At 32.5% G+C, this 22,473-nt stretch carries 32 protein-coding genes and 2 tRNA genes; 23 read left to right on the top strand and 11 right to left on the bottom strand.

What is annotated here, in order from left to right:
• Positions 1-43: 43 nt before the first annotated feature.
• Together MFS40622_RS00540 and MFS40622_RS00535 are read right to left on the bottom strand one after the other, a co-directional pair.
• On the bottom strand, positions 44-400 hold the full coding sequence (locus tag MFS40622_RS00540) for a hypothetical protein (RefSeq protein WP_012979717.1): 357 nt from the start codon (positions 398-400) through the stop codon (positions 44-46).
• A gap of 43 nt (positions 401-443) precedes the next feature.
• Positions 444-647 carry a histone family protein gene (locus MFS40622_RS00535; RefSeq protein ID WP_010869663.1) on the bottom strand — a complete coding sequence of 68 codons (204 nt, stop codon included), beginning with the start codon at positions 645-647 and terminating at the stop codon, positions 444-446.
• A 243-nt stretch (positions 648-890) separates the two neighbouring features.
• Here MFS40622_RS00535 and MFS40622_RS00530 point away from each other — a divergent pair, with 243 nt between their 5' ends.
• Positions 891-1,673, top strand: coding sequence for a septum site-determining protein MinD (locus MFS40622_RS00530; protein WP_012979716.1), 783 nt, complete (start codon positions 891-893; stop codon positions 1,671-1,673).
• On the opposite strand, the gene MFS40622_RS00525 is transcribed toward MFS40622_RS00530, so the two are convergent.
• The 3 genes from MFS40622_RS00525 to MFS40622_RS00515 all read right to left on the bottom strand — a co-directional run bounded on the left by MFS40622_RS00525 (position 1,670) and on the right by MFS40622_RS00515 (position 5,313).
• Positions 1,670-2,725 (bottom strand): mechanosensitive ion channel family protein, encoded by a 1,056-nt coding sequence (locus MFS40622_RS00525; protein WP_012979715.1) that lies wholly within the window; start codon positions 2,723-2,725, stop codon positions 1,670-1,672. The two genes, MFS40622_RS00530 and MFS40622_RS00525, sit on opposite strands and share 4 nt — an antisense overlap.
• Before the next feature lie 82 nt (positions 2,726-2,807).
• Positions 2,808-4,529 (bottom strand): ATP-dependent DNA ligase, encoded by a 1,722-nt coding sequence (locus MFS40622_RS00520; protein ID WP_012979714.1) that lies wholly within the window; start codon positions 4,527-4,529, stop codon positions 2,808-2,810.
• A gap of 136 nt (positions 4,530-4,665) precedes the next feature.
• Positions 4,666-5,313 carry a protein-L-isoaspartate O-methyltransferase gene (locus MFS40622_RS00515; RefSeq protein ID WP_012979713.1) on the bottom strand — a complete coding sequence of 216 codons (648 nt, stop codon included), beginning with the start codon at positions 5,311-5,313 and terminating at the stop codon, positions 4,666-4,668.
• An 85-nt stretch (positions 5,314-5,398) separates the two neighbouring features.
• Between MFS40622_RS00515 and MFS40622_RS00510 the strand changes: the two genes are divergently transcribed.
• Both MFS40622_RS00510 and MFS40622_RS00505 read left to right on the top strand, forming a co-directional pair.
• On the top strand, positions 5,399-5,812 hold the full coding sequence (locus MFS40622_RS00510) for a Tfx family DNA-binding protein (protein WP_048197347.1): 414 nt from the start codon (positions 5,399-5,401) through the stop codon (positions 5,810-5,812).
• 165 nt (positions 5,813-5,977) lie between these two features.
• A complete protein-coding gene (locus MFS40622_RS00505; protein ID WP_012979711.1) occupies positions 5,978-7,021 on the top strand; it encodes an mRNA surveillance protein pelota in 1,044 nt (347 codons plus the stop codon).
• On the opposite strand, the gene MFS40622_RS00500 is transcribed toward MFS40622_RS00505, so the two are convergent.
• The gene (locus MFS40622_RS00500; RefSeq protein WP_012979710.1) at positions 7,022-7,624 is read right to left on the bottom strand and encodes a haloacid dehalogenase; all 603 of its coding nucleotides are present in this window, start codon (positions 7,622-7,624) and stop codon (positions 7,022-7,024) included.
• 323 nt (positions 7,625-7,947) lie between these two features.
• On the opposite strand from MFS40622_RS00500, the gene MFS40622_RS00495 reads away from it, so the two are divergent.
• From MFS40622_RS00495 to rpsS, 5 genes are all read left to right on the top strand, one after another.
• Entirely contained in the window at positions 7,948-8,955 is a 1,008-nt protein-coding gene (locus MFS40622_RS00495) for a 50S ribosomal protein L3 (protein ID WP_012979709.1), read from the top strand.
• Positions 8,956-8,997: 42 nt separating this feature from the next.
• Positions 8,998-9,756, top strand: a complete 759-nt coding sequence (rpl4p, locus tag MFS40622_RS00490) for a 50S ribosomal protein L4 (protein WP_012979708.1) — start codon at positions 8,998-9,000, stop codon at positions 9,754-9,756.
• Between the two features lie 28 nt (positions 9,757-9,784).
• On the top strand, positions 9,785-10,045 hold the full coding sequence (locus MFS40622_RS00485; protein WP_012979707.1) for a 50S ribosomal protein L23: 261 nt from the start codon (positions 9,785-9,787) through the stop codon (positions 10,043-10,045).
• Between the two features lie 58 nt (positions 10,046-10,103).
• Positions 10,104-10,832, top strand: coding sequence for a 50S ribosomal protein L2 (locus MFS40622_RS00480; protein WP_012979706.1), 729 nt, complete (start codon positions 10,104-10,106; stop codon positions 10,830-10,832).
• A gap of 66 nt (positions 10,833-10,898) precedes the next feature.
• Complete coding sequence (gene rpsS / locus MFS40622_RS00475; protein WP_010869675.1) at positions 10,899-11,357, top strand: 30S ribosomal protein S19; 459 nt, start codon at positions 10,899-10,901, stop codon at positions 11,355-11,357.
• Between the two features lie 79 nt (positions 11,358-11,436).
• Here rpsS and argJ read toward each other — a convergent pair whose 3' ends face one another.
• Genes argJ through MFS40622_RS00460 form a run of 3 tightly spaced genes read right to left on the bottom strand, consistent with a single transcriptional unit; the run spans position 11,437 to position 13,890 of the window.
• Positions 11,437-12,645: a bifunctional ornithine acetyltransferase/N-acetylglutamate synthase gene (argJ, locus tag MFS40622_RS00470; protein ID WP_012979705.1), complete on the bottom strand. Its 1,209-nt coding sequence runs from the start codon at positions 12,643-12,645 to the stop codon at positions 11,437-11,439.
• Positions 12,646-12,655: 10 nt separating this feature from the next.
• Positions 12,656-13,093: a KEOPS complex subunit Cgi121 gene (cgi121, locus tag MFS40622_RS00465; RefSeq protein WP_012979704.1), complete on the bottom strand. Its 438-nt coding sequence runs from the start codon at positions 13,091-13,093 to the stop codon at positions 12,656-12,658.
• 2 nt (positions 13,094-13,095) lie between these two features.
• Positions 13,096-13,890: a CBS domain-containing protein gene (locus MFS40622_RS00460; protein ID WP_048197345.1), complete on the bottom strand. Its 795-nt coding sequence runs from the start codon at positions 13,888-13,890 to the stop codon at positions 13,096-13,098.
• Between the two features lie 276 nt (positions 13,891-14,166).
• On the opposite strand from MFS40622_RS00460, the gene MFS40622_RS00455 reads away from it, so the two are divergent.
• The 13 genes from MFS40622_RS00455 (at position 14,167) to MFS40622_RS00395 (ending at position 19,560) form a co-directional block, all read left to right on the top strand.
• A tRNA-Ser gene (locus MFS40622_RS00455) sits at positions 14,167-14,255 on the top strand.
• Positions 14,256-14,323: 68 nt separating this feature from the next.
• Positions 14,324-14,776, top strand: a complete 453-nt coding sequence (locus MFS40622_RS00450) for a 30S ribosomal protein S13 (protein ID WP_012979702.1) — start codon at positions 14,324-14,326, stop codon at positions 14,774-14,776.
• Between the two features lie 55 nt (positions 14,777-14,831).
• Positions 14,832-15,392: a 30S ribosomal protein S4 gene (locus MFS40622_RS00445; protein ID WP_012979701.1), complete on the top strand. Its 561-nt coding sequence runs from the start codon at positions 14,832-14,834 to the stop codon at positions 15,390-15,392.
• Between the two features lie 15 nt (positions 15,393-15,407).
• Positions 15,408-15,797 carry a 30S ribosomal protein S11 gene (locus MFS40622_RS00440; protein WP_012979700.1) on the top strand — a complete coding sequence of 130 codons (390 nt, stop codon included), beginning with the start codon at positions 15,408-15,410 and terminating at the stop codon, positions 15,795-15,797.
• An 11-nt stretch (positions 15,798-15,808) separates the two neighbouring features.
• A complete protein-coding gene (locus tag MFS40622_RS00435) occupies positions 15,809-16,384 on the top strand; it encodes a DNA-directed RNA polymerase subunit D (protein ID WP_012979699.1) in 576 nt (191 codons plus the stop codon).
• A 74-nt stretch (positions 16,385-16,458) separates the two neighbouring features.
• Positions 16,459-16,818, top strand: a complete 360-nt coding sequence (locus tag MFS40622_RS00430; RefSeq protein ID WP_012979698.1) for a 50S ribosomal protein L18e — start codon at positions 16,459-16,461, stop codon at positions 16,816-16,818.
• Positions 16,819-16,832: 14 nt separating this feature from the next.
• Entirely contained in the window at positions 16,833-17,246 is a 414-nt protein-coding gene (gene rplM / locus MFS40622_RS00425; RefSeq protein ID WP_012979697.1) for a 50S ribosomal protein L13, read from the top strand.
• Between the two features lie 9 nt (positions 17,247-17,255).
• Positions 17,256-17,666, top strand: a complete 411-nt coding sequence (locus MFS40622_RS00420) for a 30S ribosomal protein S9 (protein ID WP_010869690.1) — start codon at positions 17,256-17,258, stop codon at positions 17,664-17,666.
• Positions 17,667-17,722: 56 nt separating this feature from the next.
• Positions 17,723-17,944 (top strand): DNA-directed RNA polymerase subunit N, encoded by a 222-nt coding sequence (locus tag MFS40622_RS00415; protein ID WP_010869691.1) that lies wholly within the window; start codon positions 17,723-17,725, stop codon positions 17,942-17,944.
• 20 nt (positions 17,945-17,964) lie between these two features.
• A tRNA-Pro gene (locus MFS40622_RS00410) sits at positions 17,965-18,041 on the top strand.
• Positions 18,042-18,065: 24 nt separating this feature from the next.
• A complete protein-coding gene (locus MFS40622_RS00405; RefSeq protein WP_012979695.1) occupies positions 18,066-18,239 on the top strand; it encodes a DNA-directed RNA polymerase subunit K in 174 nt (57 codons plus the stop codon).
• 100 nt (positions 18,240-18,339) lie between these two features.
• Positions 18,340-19,284: a hypothetical protein gene (locus MFS40622_RS00400; RefSeq protein ID WP_012979694.1), complete on the top strand. Its 945-nt coding sequence runs from the start codon at positions 18,340-18,342 to the stop codon at positions 19,282-19,284.
• An 87-nt stretch (positions 19,285-19,371) separates the two neighbouring features.
• Entirely contained in the window at positions 19,372-19,560 is a 189-nt protein-coding gene (locus MFS40622_RS00395) for a 4Fe-4S dicluster domain-containing protein (RefSeq protein WP_012979693.1), read from the top strand.
• 39 nt (positions 19,561-19,599) lie between these two features.
• On the opposite strand, the gene MFS40622_RS00390 is transcribed toward MFS40622_RS00395, so the two are convergent.
• Complete coding sequence (locus tag MFS40622_RS00390) at positions 19,600-19,845, bottom strand: HypC/HybG/HupF family hydrogenase formation chaperone (RefSeq protein ID WP_012979692.1); 246 nt, start codon at positions 19,843-19,845, stop codon at positions 19,600-19,602.
• 77 nt (positions 19,846-19,922) lie between these two features.
• Entirely contained in the window at positions 19,923-20,405 is a 483-nt protein-coding gene (locus MFS40622_RS00385) for a YqaA family protein (RefSeq protein ID WP_012979691.1), read from the bottom strand.
• Between the two features lie 60 nt (positions 20,406-20,465).
• On the opposite strand from MFS40622_RS00385, the gene MFS40622_RS00380 reads away from it, so the two are divergent.
• Both MFS40622_RS00380 and MFS40622_RS00375 read left to right on the top strand, forming a co-directional pair.
• Entirely contained in the window at positions 20,466-21,344 is an 879-nt protein-coding gene (locus tag MFS40622_RS00380) for a DUF89 domain-containing protein (RefSeq protein WP_012979690.1), read from the top strand.
• Between the two features lie 109 nt (positions 21,345-21,453).
• Positions 21,454-22,464, top strand: coding sequence for an ATP-binding protein (locus tag MFS40622_RS00375; protein ID WP_012979689.1), 1,011 nt, complete (start codon positions 21,454-21,456; stop codon positions 22,462-22,464).
• Positions 22,465-22,473: the final 9 nt, after the last annotated feature.

The following is a 22,473-nucleotide window of genomic DNA, read 5'->3' as shown; positions in this document are numbered from 1 at the left end:
ATATTTAAAAAGACTATTAAAACCATTTTATCCTACAAAAGTCCTATTTTATTAAATCGAAGATTATTGATACAATGGTGTCCAGTGCAGCCAATATAGATATTCCTCTCTCAGAACTTTGCATCGAAGTTTTATATTGTTTATTTATGCATTTGTTGAGAGCATATCCTAATATTAGTGTAAATATCACACAACAAACTATTGCTAAAAAACTCACATACCCCTCAATTGCACAAAATCCCATTTGAATTATAAAATAAGCTAAACATGTGTAAATAATGATTCTCTTATTGCTCTTTAAGATGCTATAGCTCACTTTTGGATTGTTCAACATGTATGAGAATGTTAAAAATATAATTATCCAACTGACTACTCCAAAATATATTGGAAGAAGATTCATAATCTCCCTCTGTCTTAAACAAAAAATAAAAGTTTAAAAAAATTTATTTCTTCAAAGCTAATTTTATATCCTCAACTTTTACTGTTTTTCTCTTTGCGTGCTTAGCTAATTCAACTGCTTCTTTTGCTATTTCTAATGCAATTTCCTCAACTGCCTCTGCCAAGTATTCTGCAGCAGCTCTACTTACCCTCTCAGCACCAGCCTTTTTCAATATTCTCTCAAATGGTGCAACTGGAAGCTCAGCCATAATACCACCTCACAATAGATTTTCAATAGATATTGTTATAAAATCCTTTATTTAAACTTTTCGGTCATTTTCATTTTTTGTGAAGGTCTTTGGAAAATTTTTACATATATGAACGATGAACATTAAGAAGTGTGACACTAAATTATAAAAAACACTACTTCTAATGTATATTACATGATTTAAAATATAAATCTTATGAGAGGTAGAGAATCATAAATTAACAGAAGTTTAATTGTGATATTTATGATTATTACTATAGCTTCAGGTAAAGGAGGGGTTGGAAAAACCACAACTTCAGCATCTTTAGCAGTAGCACTTGCTAAATTAGGTAAAAAAGTTTTAGCTATTGATGGAGACATATCAATGGCTAACTTAGGGATTCTATTCAATATGGAAAAGAAAAAACCTTCTCTACATGAAGTTTTAAGTGGAGAAGCTGATGTTAAAGATGCAATTTATAAACATAAAACAGGAGTTTATGTATTGCCAACGAGTTTGTCTTTAGAGGGTTATAAGAAATCAGATATTGATTTACTTCCAGATGTTGTTAATGAGGTGGCTGATGATTTTGACTATGTAATTATAGATGCTCCAGCTGGATTAAATAGAGAAATGGCTACTCATTTAGCTATTGCTGATAAACTTTTACTGGTTGTTACTCCAGAGATGTTCTCAATTATTGATGCCGTTAGATTAAAAGAGAGTGCTGAAATGGCTGGAACTCCTTTAATGGGTGTTGTATTAAATAGGGTTGGTAGAGATTTTGGAGAAATGGGAAAGGATGAGATAGAGATGTTAATAAAAGGTAAGGTTTTAGTTGAAGTTCCTGAAGATGAGAATGTGAGATCAGCAGCTTTAAAAAAGATGAGTGTTATTGAATATAGGCAGAGTTCTCCAGCTTCTCAAGCTTATATGAAGTTAGCTTCAATAATAGCAGGAGTTCCAATTTATATGGAGGAGAAAATTAAAATAGTAAAAAAAGAAAGCTTTATAGATAAAATTAAAAGATTATTTAGAATGTATTAATTATTATTTTTATCCTTTTCTAAATAAACAGTATAAGTTGGAAATGCCATCTCTATTCCTTTCTTCTCAAATTCTTCTTTTATCTTTAAATTTATCTCATCAACAGCATTTAAAAAGTAATCAAAACCCATATTTCTAACAAAATATTCAATTCTCAAATTTAGAGACCAATCTCCATATTCCATAAAATGAACCCTATACGGAGGGAGAGTAGCTGGATGATTCTCAACAATTTCTTTTATTATCTCTTTGGCTTTTTTAATTTTCTCTACTGGTGTATCATAAGTTAATCCAATAGTCATTAAAACTCTTCTCCTATCTCTAACTGTTAAATTTTCAATAGCTGAATCCAACAATTCTGAGTTTGGGATAGTTATTAGGGTATAATCAAAAGTTCTAATTCTTGTACTTCTTATTCCAATTTCTTCAACAATTCCCTCAACGTTCTCTACTTTAACCCAGTGTCCTAAGCTAAAGGGTTTATCAATCAATATTAAAATCCCAGCAATGAAGTTTTTTATGGTGTCTTGCATAGCTAAAGCTAAAGCCAAACCACCAACCCCTAAACCAGCCAATAAAGCAGTGACATCATAACCAACAGAACTTAGAGCAGTTAATAAACCGAGAAGTATTGTTAATATTTTTACAACTTTTTTCAATGGCTTTATTATGTGTTCATCTAACTCTGTTTCTGTCTTTTCAGTTAGGGGAATTAGATAGTGTTCAAATATTCCATCAATAAATTTGACTGCAAAATATGTGGCTGATAAGATAACAACAACCTTTATCGCTTCATTTGCTAACTTAAATATATAGTCAGGCAGAATTAAAAACTTTAATCCAAAATAGAAAAACACTGTTACCACTATTATAATAATTGGCAAATCAATAGACTCCAGTATTATATCATCGAGTTTCGTTTTTGTTTTATCTGCAATTTTTTTAAGATAATTTCTAACTATCTTATCTACGATTTTTCCAATAAAAATACCCAACAGGGTTATAACAATAAAAACAGCTATGTTATATATACTGTTTCCAAAAATCTCCATTCTACATCACCCCATCTCTAAATTAACCTTATAAAAAATTATAAAATAGATATAATATTTGAAAAAGATTATTCATTAAAGATTATTTCCTTCCCCTCTGAATTTCGTATATTCTTTCAACATCTTCTACAGTATTTATATCATTAACTCCTTTATCAAACCTAAACCTCACAACCCTTGGGAATCTTAAAGCATAACCGCAAGGATATTTATCAGATTTCTGTATCTCCTCATAAGCAACTTCAATAACTATTTTTGGCTCTACCTCAACCTCTTCACCTAAATCTCTAATAACTATTTTATCAATTTCCTCCTTTAACATCTCCAAATCTGCCTCAGTTAATCCAGTCCCTACATGTCCAATAGGGTAGAGATTGCCTTCCTCATCTCTAACACATATTTCAAATGAACCATACCAGTCCTTTCTTTTCCCCATCCCTCTTTTTGCCTTTGTTATAACAACATCCAAACTCTCCAACGTTGGTTTAAATTTATACATAGTTCTAACCCTACTCCCTGGGGTGTAAGGAGCTTTTAAATTTTTAATCATAACTCCCTCATGTCCAATGGATAAACTCCAGTTGTAAAACTCCTTTGCTTCATTAGCATCGTTTGTAACCAATTTATAGGATATATCAATTATTTTATCTGATTTAAGCTCCTTTTCAATTCTTTCCCTTTCAGTTCTCCAATCGTTCTCATAACCAACAATTTCCTCTAAAACTTTCCTTCTCTTTTCAAACTCTTCATCTATAAACGATACTCCATCTTTATAAAGAATATCAAATAGATAAACTCTTAAATTTATTTCTTTCATCATCTTTCCGATATCATACTTTCTTCTAAACCTTCTAAGTATATCTTGAAATGGTCTTGGTTTTCCAGTTTGTTTATCTATAGCTACACACTCTCCTTCAACAATTAACTTATCTACATTAATATTTTTTACTGCCTCAACAATCTCTGGAAGGGCATTTGTGACATCCTCTAATCTCCTACTATAAATCTTAACTTTATTTCCATCCTTATGTATTTGAACTCTTGCTCCATCATACTTTGTTTCAAATTGAGCCCTACCCATCTCCAGTAATGCCTCTTCAATTGAAGGAGTTAGCTGAGCCAACATTGGTTTTATTGGTCTAAATAATTTTAATTTTAAATCCTCACTTTCTAAATCCCCCATTAATAATTTTTCAGCTAAAAGTCCAATATCATTGGTTATTGCATATATCTTTTCCAATTTTTCCTTTGGAACATTAAAATAAACTGAAAGGGAATCTAATATAGTTGGGACATTCATTCCTATCCTCATATCTTCCAAAATTAACCTTGCTAAATATCTACACTCTATTGGTGAGGCTCTTAGAAAGAGACTACTTATTAACCTCAACTTTTTCTTTTGAGAACCTTCTCCTTCTATCTCTCCAACCCTCTTTAAAGTTTCATAAACTTCATCAACAGTCAATGGTTGAAAAAACAAAGATGCCTGTTTAATCTTTGATTTTAATTGCTCTATAGCCAACCCAATGTCTCCTGTCTCTTTAATTTTCTCTAATAACTCATCTTTATTAATCCCTATGGAAGTAACTGCATTTATTAAAAGCTTTTCTCCAATTCCTAACTCTCTCTCATCGTATTCGGGATAAACTCTCCCTATAGCCATGTAACAAATCTTTTTTAAATCCTCTGGCTTCCCTTTCTCTTTAACCATGTCAATTAATTTTATAAAATAGTCTCTCTTTTCTAACCTTTTTGTTGTTTTTTCAATTTTATTAAATATCTCACATACATCTTTCCAAAGCATTATTTCACCATAATAAAGACATAATTATGAATTTATTTATGGCTCTAAATTAAAATTGTTTTTCATTTTAATTTTTTAGTCATCCACTTAAAATAAACAAACTTAAAAGATATAAAATAAAAGGCTCCTTATCCATTTATCCATAAAACCCTTCTCTACCAATCAAAGGGACAAATGCTACAGGTCCGCAGTCCTTTACTATTATTTCATTTCCTCTCTTTTCAGCTAAAACTAATTTTTGTAAGTATCTACCAATAGGCATTAATAGTTTTCCCCCATCTTTTAATTGCTTTATTAATGGTTCTGGAATTTTTGGACCTGCTGCAGTTGTATATATTCTATCATAAGGGGCTAATGGCTCATATCCCAAAGTTCCATCCCCCACTATCACAATAACATTATCATATCCCAATTTTCTTAAAGTTCTCTCTGCTTTTTCAGCCAATTCTGGAATTCTTTCAATGCTAACAACTAAACCATCCTCCCCCACAATCTCAGCAGTTACTGCCGCATGGTAACCACAACCAGTTCCAATTTCCAAAACTTTCATACCTGGCTTTAAATCTAAAAGCTCGCTCATCATTCCAACCATATGTATGGCTGAAATTGTCTGCCCATAACCAATCTCTAATGGTTTATCAACATAGGCATATTCCTTTAAATGTTCAGGAACAAACTCTTCCCTTGGAACTTTTAATAGGGCATCAATCACTCTTTTACTTTTTATATACCCCTCCCTAATTAATCTTTCAATTACTGCTTTCTTTTGCTCTTCTAAGTTCATAATTTCACCTGATATAATTTATATAAGGGGCGATATATAAATGTTAATTATATAAAATTACCACAACACAATTATGGTGTTATGCATGGTTGAGGACTCATTCTTAACAGAGACACAAATTAAAGTTTTAAAATTGAGGAAGAAAGGATTAACCCAAGAAGAGATAGCAAAAATGCTTGGAACAAGTAGAGCCAATATAAGCATGATTGAAAAAAGAGCAAAAGAAAATATAAAGAAGGCATATAATACGATAAAAATTTATAATAGGATAATGGCTCCACTATCTATTGAAATTGAAGAGGGGACTGACGTTTTAGATATTCCAGATATTGTATTTAAAAAAGCTGATGAAGAAGGTATAAAAGTAAGATACAATACTTTAGAACTCATTGAACTTATAAAAGAAAATGCCTCTGAATTTATAGAAAAAAGAACAGTTAAAAAGAAATTTAAAATATACATCCTTGAAAATGGGGACTTAGATGTTGGAGGGAGCTAAATGAAAATTATAGAGGAAATCCCACAGAAACAAATTATTAAACGAAACTTTTAGAAAAAGTTGAACAAATCCTTCAGATTTGTAGCTCGAAGCTAACACTTCGATTTCGTCAAAACGGATGCATTGCTTCCTAACGGAAGCAATGCCTCTTAAGGAGGTGTGTAAATGAAAATTATTGAAGAAATTCCGCAAAAACAAATTATTAAGCTTATGCCTGAAAATTTAGATGATTTATGGGTATTGTATAACATTATTGAGGAAGGTGATAAGGTATTTGCAGTTACTGAGAGAAGAGTGCAAGATAAAGGAGATGTCATTAGGGCAGATAGGGGAGCTAAGAGGAAAATGTTTTTAGGAATTGAAGTAAAAAATGTAGAATTTGATGAAAACACAAAAAGAGTTAGAATTTTAGGGACTATAATTCATGGGCCAGATGACGTTCCTCTCGGCAGTCATCATACAATTGAAATTAAGCCATTTGATGAGCTTTCAATTGAAAAGAATTGGAAAAAATGGCAAATAGAGAGAATAAAGGAAGCTATTGAATCATCTAAAAGACCAAAGGTTTTAGTTGTTGTTATGGACGATGAAGAAGCAGATATCTTCGAAGTTAGAGATTACAGCATAAAGGAAATCTGCTCAATAAAATCTCACACTTCAAAAAAATTGGACTATAAAATTAATGAAGAGCTTAAAAAAGAGTATTATCATGAGATAGCGAAGGTTTTGATGGAGTATGATGTTGATAATATTTTGGTTGCAGGCCCAGGATTTGCAAAAAATAGCTTTTACAATTTTATCTCTTCCCAATATCCCGAGCTTAAAAATAAGATTGTAGTTGAGAGCATATCAACAACATCAAGAGCTGGATTAAATGAAGTTATCAAAAGAGGGATTATCAATAGAATATATGCTGAATCAAGGGTTGCAAAAGAAACACAATTAATCGAAAAACTTTTAGAAGAGATAGCTAAAAAAGGATTGGCAGTTTATGGTATTGACGAGGTAAAAAAAGCTTTAGAATACTCAGCTATAGACACATTATTAGTTTCAGATAGTTTGGTAAGAAATCATGAAATAGAAAAAATAATAGATACTACTGAAGAGATGGGTGGGAAAGTAGTTATCGTTTCCTCTGAACATGATGCTGGAAAGCAATTAAAAGCATTGGGAGGAATAGCAGGCTTATTAAGATTCCCTATTGAATAATTACAATTGTAATTTCTTTAATTCCTTTCTAAGCTTAAGATTTTCAATAAACATCACAATATCCCCATGAGTTTTTTCTAAGATTCCTCTACTAATGTCTTGCTTCCTTCTCAAATTATCCACAACATGATAATAATCAAAGTTCATTAAAAATTCATATAAATCTTCCATAAATTTGAAATATCTTTCAACCTCCGCTAAATTATCATTTTTCATCGCTTCTAACACTTCCCTCCTCAACTCTCCAATAACATCAGCCAAACCTAAAATGTAGTTCTCTTCTTTAATAAAATCAAGCTCTTTGAAACTTGGAATCTTATTATCAAACTTTATCATATATAGGGAGAGAGCTTCAACAAATTCCTGTTGAGGAGTAGATAAATATCCAACGAACTCTGGAAATGTTGCTAAGCCATTTAGTTTTTTAATTTTTTCTGATATCTCATTTAATTTATCTTTAAACTCATCTTTATCATCTGATTTGTGTATTTTCCTAATCAACATTGCACAATCTCTTGTTATTTCTCTTGATAATTTTAAAATTTCTTCTCTAACACTATCCTTATTTGCAAGGTAGTTTATTAAGTAATTTAGCTCGTCCATAATATCACCAAAAATTTTATATACCCATTTGTTAGTATTTGTTTATACACTCCTTTTCTTTTATTACACTAATCCATTATTAATTTATACCTCAATGATGTAGGACTTTCGCAGGAAGAAATCTGTTATTAAATATTGATGCTTCAGCATCTAAGTTCCAAAGCAAAATATATAAACTGCGAAAGTCCTACAATGCAAACCTGAAAAGCCCGTTGGGGGGCAATGACAGGTTTGCAAAATAAAAAGCTATTTAGATATTAAATCAACAAAACACTCAAATAAAAAATTTTAAAGATGTTAATAAATATGCTGGAGGTTAGATTATGGGGTTAAATATTAACAGACCAAGAAGAGGTTCATTGGCATTCAGTCCAAGAAAAAGAGCAAAAAGACCAGTTCCAAGAATCAGAAGCTGGCCAGAAGAAGAGACCGTGAGGTTACAGGCATTCCCTGTATATAAAGCAGGAATGAGCCATGCATTTATTAAGGAAGATAACCCAAAAAGCCCAAATGCTGGACAAGAAATATTTACACCAATCACAATATTAGAAGCTCCACCAATCAACGTATGTGCTATAAGAGTTTATGGAAGAAATGAGAGAAACTACCTAACAACATTAACAGAAGTTTGGGCAGACAACTTAGACAAAGAATTAGAAAGAAAAATCAAATTGCCAAAGAAAGAAGACAGAAAGACAGTTGAAGATTTAGAAGCGTTAAAAGATAAAATTGAAGATGTTAGAGTTTTAGTCCATACAAATCCAAAATTAACATGCCTTCCAAAGAAAAAACCAGAAATCTTAGAAATTAGAATTGGAGGAAAAGATATTGAAGAGAGATTAAACTACGCTAAAGAGATTTTAGGTAAGCAGTTAAACATTACAGATGTATTCCAAGAGGGAGAGTTAGTTGATACAATTGGAGTAACAAAAGGTAAAGGATTCCAAGGGCAAGTTAAAAGATGGGGAGTTAAGATACAATTTGGTAAGCACGCAAGAAAAGGTGTTGGAAGACACGTTGGTTCAATAGGGCCATGGCAACCAAAGATGGTTATGTGGAGTGTTCCAATGCCTGGACAAATGGGATACCACCAAAGAACTGAATACAACAAGAGAATATTAAAGATTGGAAATAATGGGGATGAAATAACTCCAAAAGGAGGATTCTTACACTATGGGGTTATAAGAAACAACTATGTTGTATTAAAAGGCTCAGTTCAAGGGCCTGCAAAGAGATTAATTGTATTAAGAAGAGCTATAAGACCACAGGAGCCATTAATCAAAGTACCTGAAATTACATACATAAGCACAACATCAAAGCAGGGTAAGTAAATAAAAACACTTTAAAATAATGGAGAGAGAAGGTGGATAATAATGAAGGCAGTTGTTTACAATTTAAATGGAGAGGCAGTTAAAGAAATTGACTTACCAGCAGTATTTGAAGAAGAATATAGACCAGATTTAATTAAAAGAGCATTCTTATCTGCATTTACAGCAAGATTGCAGCCAAAAGGTTCAGACCCAATGGCAGGGATGAGAACAAGTGCTAAAAACATTGGTAAAGGGCATGGTAGAGCGAGAGTAGATAGAGTTCCACAAGGATGGGCTGCAAGAGTTCCACAAGCAGTTGGTGGAAGAAGAGCACACCCACCAAAAGTTGAGAAAATATTATGGGAAAGAGTAAATAAAAAAGAAAGAATTAAAGCAATAAAGAGTGCTATTGCAGCTACAGCAAACCCTGAATTAGTTAAAGAGAGAGGGCATATCTTTGAAACTGAAAACTTACCAATAGTTGTTGAAAGCTCATTTGAAGAGTTACAAAAAACAAAGGATGTATTTGCAGTATTTGAAAAATTAGGAATTAGTAGTGATGTTATAAGAGCTAAGAATGGAATTAAGATTAGAGCTGGAAAAGGTAAGATGAGAGGAAGAAGATACAAAAAACCAAGAAGTATCTTAGTTGTTGTTGGAGATAAATGCAACGCTATATTAGCTTCAAGAAACTTGCCAGGAGTTGATGTTATAACTGCTAAGGATTTAGGAATTATACACTTAGCTCCTGGGGGAGTTGCTGGAAGATTAACCGTATGGACTGAAAGTGCATTAGAGAAATTAAAAGAGAGATTTGAATAAATAAAAAGGTAGAAACAAGGGGATAAAAATGGATGCCTTTGATGTAATAAAAGCTCCAGTAGTTACAGAAAAAACTGTTAGAATGATTGAAGAAGAAAACAAATTAGTATTTTATGTTGATAGAAGAGCTACAAAAGAGGATATAAAGAGGGCTATGAAAGAGTTGTTTGATGTTGAAGTTGAGAAAGTAAATACATTAATAACACCAAAAGGGGAAAAGAAAGCTTACGTTAAGTTGAAAGAAGGATATGACGCAAGTAAAATAGCAGCAAGCTTGGGAATCTACTAATTAAATAAGTTTTTAAATAATTGAAACACTTAAAAATTTATCATAAGTGGTGGTGAAGATGGGAAAAAGATTAATCTCTCAAAGAAGAGGTAGGGGAACACCAACCTACACTTGCCCTTCACACAAAAGAAGGGGAGAAGCAAAATACAGAAGATTTGATGAATTAGAGAAAAAAGGAAAAGTTTTGGGTAAAATAATAGACATATTACACGACCCAGGAAGAAGTGCTCCAGTTGCAAAAGTTGAATATGAAACAGGAGAAGAAGGATTATTAGTTGTTCCAGAAGGTGTAAAAGTTGGAGATATCATTGAGTGTGGTGTCTCTGCAGAGATAAAGCCAGGAAACATTTTACCATTAGGAGCCATTCCAGAAGGGATCCCTGTCTTCAACATAGAAACAGTTCCAGGAGATGGAGGTAAGCTTGTAAGAGCAGGAGGTTGCTACGCTCACATATTAACACACGATGGAGAAAGAACTTATGTTAAATTACCATCTGGGCATATTAAAGCTTTACACTCAATGTGTAGGGCTACAATTGGGGTTGTTGCTGGTGGAGGAAGAAAAGAGAAGCCATTCGTTAAAGCTGGTAAGAAGTATCATGCTATGAAAGCTAAGGCTGTTAAGTGGCCAAGAGTTAGAGGAGTTGCAATGAACGCTGTTGACCACCCATTCGGTGGAGGAAGACACCAGCACACTGGAAAACCAACAACTGTCTCAAGAAAGAAGGTTCCACCAGGAAGAAAGGTCGGACACATATCTGCAAGAAGAACTGGAGTCAGGAAATAATCTCTTATCTATTAAATTTTTATATTTTTAGTTAAACAAAACACAAATAACTTAAGGTGACTAAATATGGCATCTGCAAGGAGAAGAAGAATTAAAAAGAAAAAACAAGTAATTTCAAAAAAGATAGAGTTTAGATACAGAGGTTACACTTTAGAAGAGCTTCAACAAATGCCTTTGAGAGAGTTTGCAAAGTTGTTGCCTGCAAGACAGAGAAGAACATTATTGAGAGGTTTAACTCCACAACAGAAAAAATTAGCTATGAAAATTAAAAAAGCAAGAAGATTATTAAACAAAGGTAAAGAACCAAGAATTATAAGAACACACTGCAGAGACTTTGTTATAACACCAGATATGGTTGGTTTAACATTTGGAGTTTATAACGGAAAAGAGTTCGTTGAAGTTAAAGTAACTCCAGAAATGATTGGGCACTACTTAGGAGAGTTCTCATTAACAAGAAAACCAGTTCAGCACGGAGCTCCTGGTATGGGAGCTACAAGAAGCTCAATGTTCGTTCCAATCAAGTAAATTTGGCTGGATTTTTTACTATCTATTTTTTATTCTCGTATATATTTGTATATTTTTATATTTGGAAAACAAAAAATAATTATGTAGTATATTCAGCATTAATTCTAACATACTCATAGCTTAAATCACACCCATAACAAACATTTTCAAACTCACCCATTTTCAAATCAACAACTATCTTTATTTCATCTGATTTCATAATCTCCTCTGCTTTTTTTAACTCTTCAGTTCCTTCATCAGCCAATGGAATGCCATCTTTAACCAAATAAACTTCATCTTTATAATTACTCAATATAACATCAACAACCTCTGGATTAAAATCAGCTCCGCTGTATCCAACTGCTGCAACAATTCTTCCCCAGTTTGGGTCTCCTCCAAACACAGCAGTTTTTACAAGTAAGGAATTAACTATTGCCTTTGAAGCTTTAATTGCATCATCCATAGTTTTAGCTCCTTTGACAACAACCTCCATAAATTTAGTTGCCCCCTCTCCATCCTTAACAATCATCTTTGCAAGCTCTCTGCAAACATATAATAGGGCGTTTTCAAACTCTTCCTTACACTCATTATAATTAACTCCACTCAATCCATTAGCTAAAATAAAGACGGTATCGTTTGTTGATGTGTCTCCATCAACGGATATGTTATTGAATGTTTTATCCACAACTCTCTGCAAAACATCTGTTAAGCTTTTTTTATCAATCTCTATATCCGTTGTTATAAAGCAGAGCATAGTGGCATGTAACATATTTGGGGCTATCATTCCAGCTCCTTTAGCAATACCTCCAACTCTAACTATCTTCCCATTAACCTCAAACTCCACAGCTATTTCTTTTGGTTTTGTATCAGTTGTCATTATTGCCTTGGCAGCATTTATTGAGCTGTTTCCCTCTTTTATTAAATTATAAACCTTATTTATCCTATCTTTTATAATGCTCATATCCATCTTTCTTCCAATAACTCCGGTTGAGGCTACCAAAACCTCATCCTCTTTAATATTAAAAAGCTCTGCAACCAATCTTTGCATCTCTTTAGCATCCTTCATCCCATCCTTTGTAAAGCAGTTTGCATTACCACTATTTGCAACTATAGCTCTAAATTTATCTCTATTTTTTATCAACTCCCTTGATAAAACTACTGGATGAGCTACAACTTTGTTAGTTGTAAATGTTCCAGCTCCAACTGCCTCTTTTTCAGAGATGATTATAGCAACCCCATATTTACCCTCTTTATATCCATTGGCTTTAAATCCCTTTGGAGCAGTAACTCCTCCCTCAATAACTTTCATATTTCCACCTTTACTCCTTCTTTAATTCAATTAAAGCTATCTTCTCCAAAACTCTTTCAACGAGATTTCCAAATCCTCTAATGTTGAAAACCTCTCTAATTAATCTCTCCTTCTCTTCATTAATCTCTAAGACTGAATCATCAATCTCTCCACCAATAAGTTCATGAATCTTTCTAAATGTTTCCTCATCCTCACAAACTACACATACATCTCCATCCTTAGCTCCAATAATCTTTATTGCCTCGTGTATCTGCCTCTGTCCAGAGGCTCTAACCAAAATCTCCATCCAAAAATTCCTTGCTATAGGTTTTTTTGTCTTAGCTTGATTTATAGCATGCAAGATGTGTTTTTTTGTAGCTACTAAGTTGGCATTTAAAATTTGAAATTTCAAGCCTAAATTAAAAATCTCATTATTAATTTTAGCTCCTTTTATTCCTCTAATTATCATAATTATCCCATACTGTTTTTGTTATATTCAATTACCTTAACACTATTTCCTTCCCCAGTATCAACAATCTTAACATCTTCCAATGATTTTAAATTCATAATTTCGGCTGTCTTCTCTATTCCAAGCTTTTTATCAGTGTCTAAGTAGATAACATAGGCATCCAGCTTTGGCACTCCCATCTTATAGGCAGCAACTGCCCTATGATGCCCATCCACCAATATATAATAATCTCCTCTTTTTGTTTTTATTGCAATTATTGGCTCTGCTAAACCCTTTTTTAGCTCATACATCCTTCCAATCAACTCATCAGCATGGATTTTATTCTGTGTTGGCTTTAATTTATTAACATCAACTTCTTTCTTCTCAACTTTCAAATTGTATCCTAAGTTTTTATAAGTTTTAATTATATTCTCTAATTTTTTAGGTGTGGTTTTCTCTATCTGAGACCTAATGACATCCATATTTGATATAATTCCAACTAAGTTATTTTCTTCATCAACTACTGGCAGTTTTGAAAAACCAGTTCTAAACATTATCCTCCCAACATCCATTATATTTGCATCAGGGGTTGTAACAACCATATCTTCTCTTTTAGTCATTACATTTTCTACTTTCTCGTTGTCGTCCTTACCAACAATATCATGAACTGAAACTATCCCTATTAACTTTCCATTTTCAACTACGGGGAATGAATTATGTCCAGTCTCTCTCAACAATTTAATAACATCTTTAACTGTATTATCCTTTGAAACAGTAACAACCTTTTTTGTCATATATTCAGATACTTTCACTGACATAATGACACCCATAACAAATATTTTCATTTAGAGATTTTATATAAATAATTTTTATATAAAGATAAATTTATTAAAATTTATGTATATTAGCGTAGGGATTATCTATTCACCACGTTAATGTTATGTGTTGTAAAATACATCATGCATTTTGAAAAAACCGAAAATAATATATAAGTATTCCTACATTAATCATAACGTTGAGGATTGTAGCAATATATAAAGCCCATAAACAAAACTATATAAAACGGGTATAATTTAAATAAAACACGTTTCAGAGCGGAGGTAGCCTAGCCCGGCCAAGGCGTGGGACTGGAGATCCCATGGGGCTTTGCCCCGCGGGGGTTCAAATCCCCCCCTCCGCGCCACTTCTTTTTATTTTTTAAATATTTATTAGTAAAACACGAATTATGGAGGTGCAACCTTGACCGAGAATATGCAAAATTCTGAATTTAAATACTTAATTAGAGTTTCAAGGACAGACTTAGATGGGAACAAGAAGTTAATAATGGCTCTCCAAGACATCTACGGTGTTGGAGAGGCAATGGCAAGGGCAGTTATAAGAGTTACTAAATTAGACCCTAACAAATTAGCTGGTTATTTAACAGAGGAAGAAGTCAAGAAAATTGAAGAAGTATTGGCAGACCCTGCTAAATTTGGAATCCCATCATGGATGTTTAACAGAAGAAAAGATTATGTTACTGGAGAGGATAAACACGTTATTGAAAGTGACCTAATGATTATAAAACAAGAAGATATAAACAGATTGAAGAGAATCAGATGTTATAGAGGAATTAGACACGAACTTGGATTGCCATGTAGAGGACAGAGAACAAGAAGTACATTCAGAAGAGGACAAACAGTTGGAGTTTCAAGAAGAAAGAAATAAATTAATAACTAAAACACTATAGCATAACATTTAAAAAATTATTGAAGGTGATTAGATGGGAGATCCAAGGAGAAGATTTAAAAAGACATACGAAACACCAAACCATCCATGGATTAAAGAGAGAATTGAGAGAGAAAAAGAATTATGTAGAAAGTATGGTTTAAGAAGAAAGAGAGAAGTTTGGAAAGCAGAGACAATTTTAAGAAAATACAGAAGACAGGCAAGAAGATTAATCAGCGACAGAACAGAGCAAGGGGCTAAAGAGGCTGTTCAACTTTTCAATGTATTGAAAAAATATGGTATCTTAAAAGTTGAAAATCCAACATTAGATGATGTCTTATCATTAACAGTTGAAGATATCTTAGAAAGAAGATTACAAACACTTGTATTTAGAAAAGGATTGGCAAGAACACCAAGACAAGCAAGACAGTTAATAGTTCATGGACATATAGCAGTTAATGGTAGAGTTGTTACTGCTCCAAGCTACATGGTAACAGTTGAGGAAGAAGATAAAATCAGCTATGCTAAAAACTCCCCATTCAATGATGAAAACCATCCAGAAAGAGCTAAAATTGTCGGACTAACAGAAGAAACACAAGCATCAGAAACAGAATAAATAAGGTGAAACACTATGGCAGAGACAAAAAAAGAAAAATGGGGAATAGTTCATATCTACTCATCCTACAACAACACAATAATCCACGCAACAGACATTACAGGAGCTGAAACTATTGCGAGAGTTTCTGGGGGAATGGTTACAAGAAACCAGAGAGATGAAGGTTCACCTTACGCAGCAATGCAGGCAGCATTTAAATTAGCAGAAATATTAAAAGAAAGAGGTATTGAAAATATCCACATAAAGGTTAGAGCTCCAGGAGGAAGTGGGCAGAAAAACCCAGGACCTGGGGCTCAAGCTGCTATCAGAGCTTTAGCAAGAGCTGGATTGAGAATTGGAAGAATTGAAGATGTTACACCAGTTCCACACGATGGAACAACACCTAAGAAGAGGTTCAAAAAATAAGGTGATAATCTTTGATTACAATCAAAGAGAAGAAAAAGACAAGAATTGGGGAAGAGTTTATTTTTTCTTTAAAAGCCCCAATTTCATTTTCTAATGCTATTAGAAGAATAATGATTTCTGAAGTCCCTACTTATGCTATTGAAGATGTTTATATATATGAGAACTCATCATCAATGGATGATGAGATTTTAGCACACAGATTGGGTTTAATTCCAATTAAAGGAAAGCCGTTGATAGAAAGTGAAGTTATAACATTCACTTTAGAAAAAGAGGGGCCTTGCACCGTCTATTCATCAGATTTAAAATCTGAAAACGGAGAAGTTGCTTTTAAAAACATTCCAATTGTTAAATTAGGTAGAGGGCAGAAAATAAAAATTGAATGTGAGGCAGTTCCAGGCATTGGAAAGACCCATGCAAAATGGCAACCATGCAATGCTGTTTATAAACAAGTTGCTGAAGATGAAGTAGAATTTTTTGTTGAAACCTTTGGACAAATGGAAGCTGAAGAAATTTTAGAAGAAGCTGTCAAGATACTAAAAAATAAAGCTGAAAGTTTCTTACAACAGCTTGAATTAATTGAACAATAAAAACATTTTCATCCCCACATTATTTATTAAACCTTAAATAATTATAAAAGGTTTGAGGAAAACACGGTGAGATAATGAAAAAGATAACAGCTACAAATCCAAGGTTGGTTAGGTTAATTGAGATGTTAAAGCAGGAAAGTTACAAAAATCAGGCAAAGATTTGGAAGGATATAGCAAGAAGGTTAGCAAAACCAAGAAGAAGAGCTGAGGTAAACTTAAGTAAGATAAACAGATACACAAAAGAAGGAGATGTCGTTTTAGTTCCTGGTAAAGTCTTAGGGGCTGGAAAATTAGAGCACAAGGTTGTTGTTGCAGCATTCGCATTTAGTGAAACAGCTAAAAAATTAATTAAAGAAGCTGGTGGAGAAGCAATAACAATTGAAGAATTAATAAAAAGAAATCCAAAAGGTTCAAATGTTAAAATCATGGCATAAAACACGGTGATAATATGACAGTAATAGATGCTGAAGGAGCGATATTGGGAAGATTGGCTTCAGAAGTAGCAAAGAGGGTTTTGAGAGGAGAAGAGATTGTTATTGTAAATGCTGAGAAGGTAGTTATTACAGGTAACAAGGATTGGATTATAAAAACCTATCAAGAAGAAAGGGAGAAGAAAAACGTTGCTAACCCAAGAAGATTTGGTCCTAAATTTCCAAGAAGACCAGATGATATATTAAGAAGAACAATCAGAAAAATGCTCCCATACAAAAAACCAAAAGGAAGAGAAGCATTTAAGAGAGTTAAGGTTTATGTTGGAAATCCTAAAAACTTAACAGTTGATGAAAAGATAAGCCACAAATTAAACACTAACAAATACATAACATTAGCCGAGTTAAGCAAACACTTAGGAGCGAAGTTCTGAGGTGATTAAATGGGAAAAATTGTTATAACAGTTGGTAAAAGAAAGAGAGCTATTGCAAGGGCAGTTGCGAGAGAAGGAAAAGGTAGAATAAGAATAAACAAGATACCAATTGAATTAATTGAGCCAAAGTATAAGAGAATGAAGTTAATGGAGCCAATTTTATTAGCTGGAGAAGAAGTTATCAGCCAAATGGATATTGATGTTACAGTTAAAGGCGGAGGAGTAATGGGGCAGATGGATGCTGCAAGAACAGCTATTGGTAAAGCTATTGTTGAATTTACAGGTAGCAAAGAGCTAAGAGATAAATTCTTAGCTTACGACAGAACATTATTAGTTAGTGATGCAAGAAGAACCGAGCCTCACAAGCCAAGCAGATCTACAAAAGGGCCAAGAGCAAAGAGACAGAAGTCATACAGATAAATTCATTATTCAATTTTTGGAAAAATATTTATTTTTCTTTTTATTGGGTGAGAAACATGATGTTTCCTATTAGATGTTTTTCATGTGGTAATGTTATTGCTGAGGTTTTTGAAGAGTATAAAGAGAGAATTTTAAAAGGGGAGAATCCAAAAGATGTTTTGGATGATTTGGGAATCAAAAAATACTGTTGTAGAAGGATGTTTATTTCATACAGAATAGGAGAAGATGGAAGGGAAATTATAGACGAGATAATAGCTCATGATGAGAGATATTTATAACTTCTCAAATTCTTTTTAACGGGGCCGTGGGGTAGCCTGGACATCCTGTGCGCTTGGGGGGCGTGCGACCCGGGTTCAAGTCCCGGCGGCCCCACCATTCATATTTTAGAGAGGTGAGATATTGAAATTAACAAAATTTGAGATTGCGAGAATATTAGGAGCGAGAAGTTTGCAGATATCAAATGGAGCTTACATAACTATAGAAACAGAGTGTGATAGCTCATTAAAAATAGCTTATGAAGAAATTAAACAAGGAAAAGTCCCATTAAAGCCGATAAGACCAGTAAAAGCTTAACTATCTAAATAACTACAAATCTATAAGATTTTGTTTAACTTTAATTAATAAAGTTTCAGCTTAAATTATTTATTTTTTAATATTATTGAGGTGGATGTAATTGACAAATGTTATTATTGAAAAAATAAATGCAAAAGAAGTTTTTAAAGGAGCTAAAATTAAGGTAATGATAACCACAATAACCAATATTTCCATTGGCTATGATATCATTGAGGTAGATAACCCAGAGGAGGCAATAGCTGATGTTGAAAATGTCATAGCTCCAGAACTCATTGGATATCCAGCAACTGATATTGATTTTATTGATGCATTAATTTGTGAGACATCAGTAAATAACCCCATTGTTGCAATGGGTGTTTCTATAAGCATAGCAAGGGCCGCTTCAAACAGCTTAGATATTCCTCTATTTAAATTCTTAGGAGGAGCTTTAACAACTGAACTACCAATAGTTGCCTCTGGTATATTAGTTGATAAAGATAAGAATGAGTTAATTCCAATAGTTATGGCTGATTCTATAGAGGATATTGTTAATTTGTATTTAAAGCTTACAGATATTCTATCCCAAGACTATAGCATTGTAAATATTGATGGAGCATACACGTGCAAAAATATCTTTAATGAGATTCCAAGAATCAGAAATTTGATAGATGAAATTAAAGAAGATGAGGATTTGGACATATTATTAGGGCTTAGTTCTAAAAAAGAGATCGTTAAAGATAAAGATTTATCCCAAATTGACTATTTAGAGGTTGAAGAACCTGCTGAGTTTGATGGATTTTTATGCACAGGTAGTATTTATGAGGAAAGTGACTTTGTTAAAGTTTATCCTTACGAGATGGGAACAATAACTGAGATGTACTATTACATAAATTACATTATGGATAAGGGGCTTTATCCGGTAATATTTGGAAACAACTCATCCTTTGCACATATAGCAGTTAGTTTTAAAGTTCCTTTTTTAAGGGCATCTCTTTCTTCAAATGTGCTAAATGAAGTTTGGAACATAGAAAGAACCATAATGAATCCAAATATAAGGAGATTTTAGATTTTTATTCTTTTTTAACAACTTCCGATAATTATTTATATCAAGTAGTAATCTTAATCAATTATTAACATCTTAGAGGTGGTAATAATGGCTGTAACAATTGATTACAACTTATGTAAAGGAGCCGAATGTGCTGAGTGTGTAAATAACTGTCCAATGGAAGTTTTTGAAATTGAGGGAGATAGAGTAGTTGTTGCAAGAGAAGAGGACTGCACATACTGTGGGGTTTGTGAAGATGTTTGCCCAACAGGAGCTGTAAAGGTTGAGCCAGAATAAAATAGCAAAGTAAATAAATTTTCTGTAAAAATCTCTCTTTTATCCCATCTCTTCTAATGCTTTAAACAACTCTTCCCAAGCTTCTAAGCTTAATTTAGCATCTTCTTCACTCAAAACCTCTAATGCATAGCCAGTGTGAATTAATATATAATCTCCTATTTTTACTTCCTTATCTAAGAGTGTTAGTTTTGCCTTTTGCCTAACTCCTTTATACTCGGCTATAGCATATTTCTCTCCATCTTCTTCTATAATCTCAACAACTCTACAAGGAATTGCTAAACACATACTTTATCACCAAAAACATAGTTTTGTGTTCCTTATATAAAACTCTGTTTATGAAATTTTTTATTTTTAGTATTAACTCAAAAATGAATGTGGTCTTTTAAAATAAACGGCAGAATAACCATTCCATGCCTAATTAATCTACTCAAAAATACTGCAATCATGTATCTCTCAAATGGCATTTCAAAACTTCCACAAACCCAGCATATAACCTCAAAAGGGATTGGTGTAAAGCTTGCAACTATAACTCCCAAAATACCCCATTTTTTTAAATAAAGAGTTCCTTTTTTTATTTTTTCTTCATCAAATAATTTTAGCATCAACTTTTCTCCATATCTTTTTGCAAGATAGTAGGTGATGATAGCCCCAAAGTTGCAGGCAATTGTTGATATAAGCCAAACTAACTTCCAATCCAATCCAGCCAATAAGCCCGCAGCAATAAATATCTCTGTTGGAAAAGGTTGAAATATTGGCTCAGAAAATCCTACCAAAAATATCCCGAAATACCCATAATCTTTTATAAGGTTTAGTAAGAATTCTTTAAATATCTCAAAGTTAATCATATCTATCGCCGTATTTTTTTAGAGTTTGAGGATTTATTTATAAGTTATGGAGGGATGATTATGAAGATAAAGCCAGAGTGTGCTATCTGTATAATTAGGCAGGTTGTAGATGTAGCTAATGAGATAACTGATGACGAGAGAGAGCAGTTTAGGTTAATAAAAAATACCATGGAAGTTATTAAAGATGTTTATGGTGAAAATGCAGTTCCAGCATGGATGGGAACTGTTGTGCATAGATACTTAAAAAGAATTAGCAATAACAGCGACCCCTACAAAAATTTAAAAGATAAGGCAAATAAAATAGCTTTGCAGTATTTAGATAAGGTTAGAGAGATGAGTAATATAGATGATGAACTTGAGAGATTGAGAAAGAAGGTTTTAGCAACAATAGCTGGAAATGTTATTGACTTTGGAGCTTATAGCACTGGAATAGACATAGAAAGGCTGATTGAAGACACTTTAAACAAAGATTTAAAGATAGATAACAGCAAAGAGCTTTTAAATGATTTAAAAAATAAAGATATAAAAAAGGTTTTATACATATGTGATAACGCTGGAGAGATTATTTTTGATAGGGTTTTAATAGAAGAGATTAAAAATTATGATAAAGAGATTGTTGCAGTAGTTAAAGGAAAGCCAATTTTAAACGATGCTACTTTAGAAGATGCAAAGATAGCTAAGATTGATGAGATAGCCAAGGTTATAACTACTGGCTCTGATATCATTGGAATTATTTTAGAGGAATGCTCAGAAGAATTTTTAAAAGAGTTTGAAACTGCAGATTTAATCATAGCTAAGGGAATGGGTAATTATGAGAGCTTAACAGAATATGAGGATAAGATAGATAAGCCAATTTATTATATATTGAAAGCTAAGTGTAAGCCAGTTGCTGAAAATATTGGTGTCAATGTAGGAGATAATGTTTTATTGAGAAAATAGATTGTTAAACATTTAGACAGAGTCTCAAATATTTCTTTATAATTTTAATAAGTTTTATAAAAAAACTATATTCTTGCAAAAGTCCTATTTAAAATAACTTGGTGGTAAAATGAAATTCTATAATCGAGAGAAAGAATTGCAGTATTTAAAAACCTATTGTCAGTTAGAACCAAACTCTATCTTATTCGTTTATGGGCCTAAATCTTCTGGCAAATCTACAGTAATGAGGAGGGTTATTAAGGAGTTGGAGGATAGTGATATAGTGTTTTTTTATTATAACCTAAGAGAGCATGCAACATATAGTAAGGAGGAGTTTTTAGAGGTATTTTTTGAAAAGGACAGAATGAAGTATGTAAAGAATAATTTGATATTGGATTTGAAGGTTTTTAAAATAGGAATTGAAGAAAATTATGATTTTTCCAAGCTAAGTTTAAACGATGTCTTTAAAAAGATAAAAGCAAGTATAAATGCTGTTATTGAGGATGGAAAAAAGCCAGTTTTAATTATAGATGAGTTACAGAAATTAAAAAATATCTACTTCAACGGTGGTAAGTCCTTATTAAATGAATTGTTTAATCTCTTTGTCTCTCTAACTAAGATGGAGCATTTATGTCATGTAATTTGTATAACATCTGATACCTTGTTTATTGAAGAGATATATCAGAACTCTACCTTAGAAAATACTTCAAAATATTATTTAATTGATTGGTTGAGTGAGGAAGCTATAAGAAATATTTTAAAAGAAGAGGGATTTAGTGAAGAAGAAATAAATTACTGCTTAAAATATCTTTCTTTGCCTTATGAGATAGTTGATTTAATTGAGAACAAAAAACTTGGTTTGTCTGTTGAAGAAACTATAAAGCAGTGGATTAATATTGAGAGGGATAAGATTTTATATTTAATATCTACTCAAAAGGAGTTTGAGATGAAGAGGTTAGTTAATACCTTAAAATTATTTAAAGATAAAATAAAAATTGATATTAGTGAAATTATAAAAAACAATCTTATGGATGAGGCTAAATTTTTAATAAAAAATGAGATTTTGTTTTATGATGTGATTAATGGTATTGTAAAATTAACTTCGATAAAAAAGTGGTATGCTATAAAAGAGATTATCTAAGAGGGATAT

It is taken from the genome of Methanocaldococcus sp. FS406-22 (genome assembly GCF_000025525.1).
Taxonomy (GTDB): Archaea; AGJL01; Methanococci; order Methanococcales; family Methanocaldococcaceae; genus Methanocaldococcus.
The sequence above is the reverse complement of the archived record's forward strand: the minus strand, read 5'-3'. Positions and strand labels throughout refer to the sequence as shown.

Excerpts from the sequence above, each read along its gene's own strand:
- MFS40622_RS00540 (WP_012979717.1), bottom strand. The coding sequence starts at position 400 with ATGAATCTTCTTCCAATATATTTTGGAGTAGTCAGTTGGATAATTATA.
- MFS40622_RS00535 (WP_010869663.1), bottom strand. The coding sequence starts at position 647 with ATGGCTGAGCTTCCAGTTGCACCATTTGAGAGAATATTGAAAAAGGCT.
- MFS40622_RS00530 (WP_012979716.1), top strand. The coding sequence starts at position 891 with ATGATTATTACTATAGCTTCAGGTAAAGGAGGGGTTGGAAAAACCACA.
- MFS40622_RS00525 (WP_012979715.1), bottom strand. The coding sequence starts at position 2,725 with ATGGAGATTTTTGGAAACAGTATATATAACATAGCTGTTTTTATTGTT.
- MFS40622_RS00520 (WP_012979714.1), bottom strand. The coding sequence starts at position 4,529 with ATGCTTTGGAAAGATGTATGTGAGATATTTAATAAAATTGAAAAAACA.
- MFS40622_RS00515 (WP_012979713.1), bottom strand. The coding sequence starts at position 5,313 with ATGAACTTAGAAGAGCAAAAGAAAGCAGTAATTGAAAGATTAATTAGG.
- MFS40622_RS00510 (WP_048197347.1), top strand. The coding sequence starts at position 5,399 with ATGGTTGAGGACTCATTCTTAACAGAGACACAAATTAAAGTTTTAAAA.
- MFS40622_RS00505 (WP_012979711.1), top strand. The coding sequence starts at position 5,978 with ATGAAAATTATTGAAGAAATTCCGCAAAAACAAATTATTAAGCTTATG.
- MFS40622_RS00500 (WP_012979710.1), bottom strand. The coding sequence starts at position 7,624 with ATGGACGAGCTAAATTACTTAATAAACTACCTTGCAAATAAGGATAGT.
- MFS40622_RS00495 (WP_012979709.1), top strand. The coding sequence starts at position 7,948 with ATGGGGTTAAATATTAACAGACCAAGAAGAGGTTCATTGGCATTCAGT.
- rpl4p (WP_012979708.1), top strand. The coding sequence starts at position 8,998 with ATGAAGGCAGTTGTTTACAATTTAAATGGAGAGGCAGTTAAAGAAATT.
- MFS40622_RS00485 (WP_012979707.1), top strand. The coding sequence starts at position 9,785 with ATGGATGCCTTTGATGTAATAAAAGCTCCAGTAGTTACAGAAAAAACT.
- MFS40622_RS00480 (WP_012979706.1), top strand. The coding sequence starts at position 10,104 with ATGGGAAAAAGATTAATCTCTCAAAGAAGAGGTAGGGGAACACCAACC.
- rpsS (WP_010869675.1), top strand. The coding sequence starts at position 10,899 with ATGGCATCTGCAAGGAGAAGAAGAATTAAAAAGAAAAAACAAGTAATT.
- argJ (WP_012979705.1), bottom strand. The coding sequence starts at position 12,645 with ATGAAAGTTATTGAGGGAGGAGTTACTGCTCCAAAGGGATTTAAAGCC.
- cgi121 (WP_012979704.1), bottom strand. The coding sequence starts at position 13,093 with ATGATAATTAGAGGAATAAAAGGAGCTAAAATTAATAATGAGATTTTT.
- MFS40622_RS00460 (WP_048197345.1), bottom strand. The coding sequence starts at position 13,890 with ATGTCAGTGAAAGTATCTGAATATATGACAAAAAAGGTTGTTACTGTT.
- MFS40622_RS00450 (WP_012979702.1), top strand. The coding sequence starts at position 14,324 with ATGCAAAATTCTGAATTTAAATACTTAATTAGAGTTTCAAGGACAGAC.
- MFS40622_RS00445 (WP_012979701.1), top strand. The coding sequence starts at position 14,832 with ATGGGAGATCCAAGGAGAAGATTTAAAAAGACATACGAAACACCAAAC.
- MFS40622_RS00440 (WP_012979700.1), top strand. The coding sequence starts at position 15,408 with ATGGCAGAGACAAAAAAAGAAAAATGGGGAATAGTTCATATCTACTCA.
- MFS40622_RS00430 (WP_012979698.1), top strand. The coding sequence starts at position 16,459 with ATGAAAAAGATAACAGCTACAAATCCAAGGTTGGTTAGGTTAATTGAG.
- rplM (WP_012979697.1), top strand. The coding sequence starts at position 16,833 with ATGACAGTAATAGATGCTGAAGGAGCGATATTGGGAAGATTGGCTTCA.
- MFS40622_RS00420 (WP_010869690.1), top strand. The coding sequence starts at position 17,256 with ATGGGAAAAATTGTTATAACAGTTGGTAAAAGAAAGAGAGCTATTGCA.
- MFS40622_RS00415 (WP_010869691.1), top strand. The coding sequence starts at position 17,723 with ATGATGTTTCCTATTAGATGTTTTTCATGTGGTAATGTTATTGCTGAG.
- MFS40622_RS00395 (WP_012979693.1), top strand. The coding sequence starts at position 19,372 with ATGGCTGTAACAATTGATTACAACTTATGTAAAGGAGCCGAATGTGCT.
- MFS40622_RS00390 (WP_012979692.1), bottom strand. The coding sequence starts at position 19,845 with ATGTGTTTAGCAATTCCTTGTAGAGTTGTTGAGATTATAGAAGAAGAT.
- MFS40622_RS00385 (WP_012979691.1), bottom strand. The coding sequence starts at position 20,405 with ATGATTAACTTTGAGATATTTAAAGAATTCTTACTAAACCTTATAAAA.
- MFS40622_RS00380 (WP_012979690.1), top strand. The coding sequence starts at position 20,466 with ATGAAGATAAAGCCAGAGTGTGCTATCTGTATAATTAGGCAGGTTGTA.
- MFS40622_RS00375 (WP_012979689.1), top strand. The coding sequence starts at position 21,454 with ATGAAATTCTATAATCGAGAGAAAGAATTGCAGTATTTAAAAACCTAT.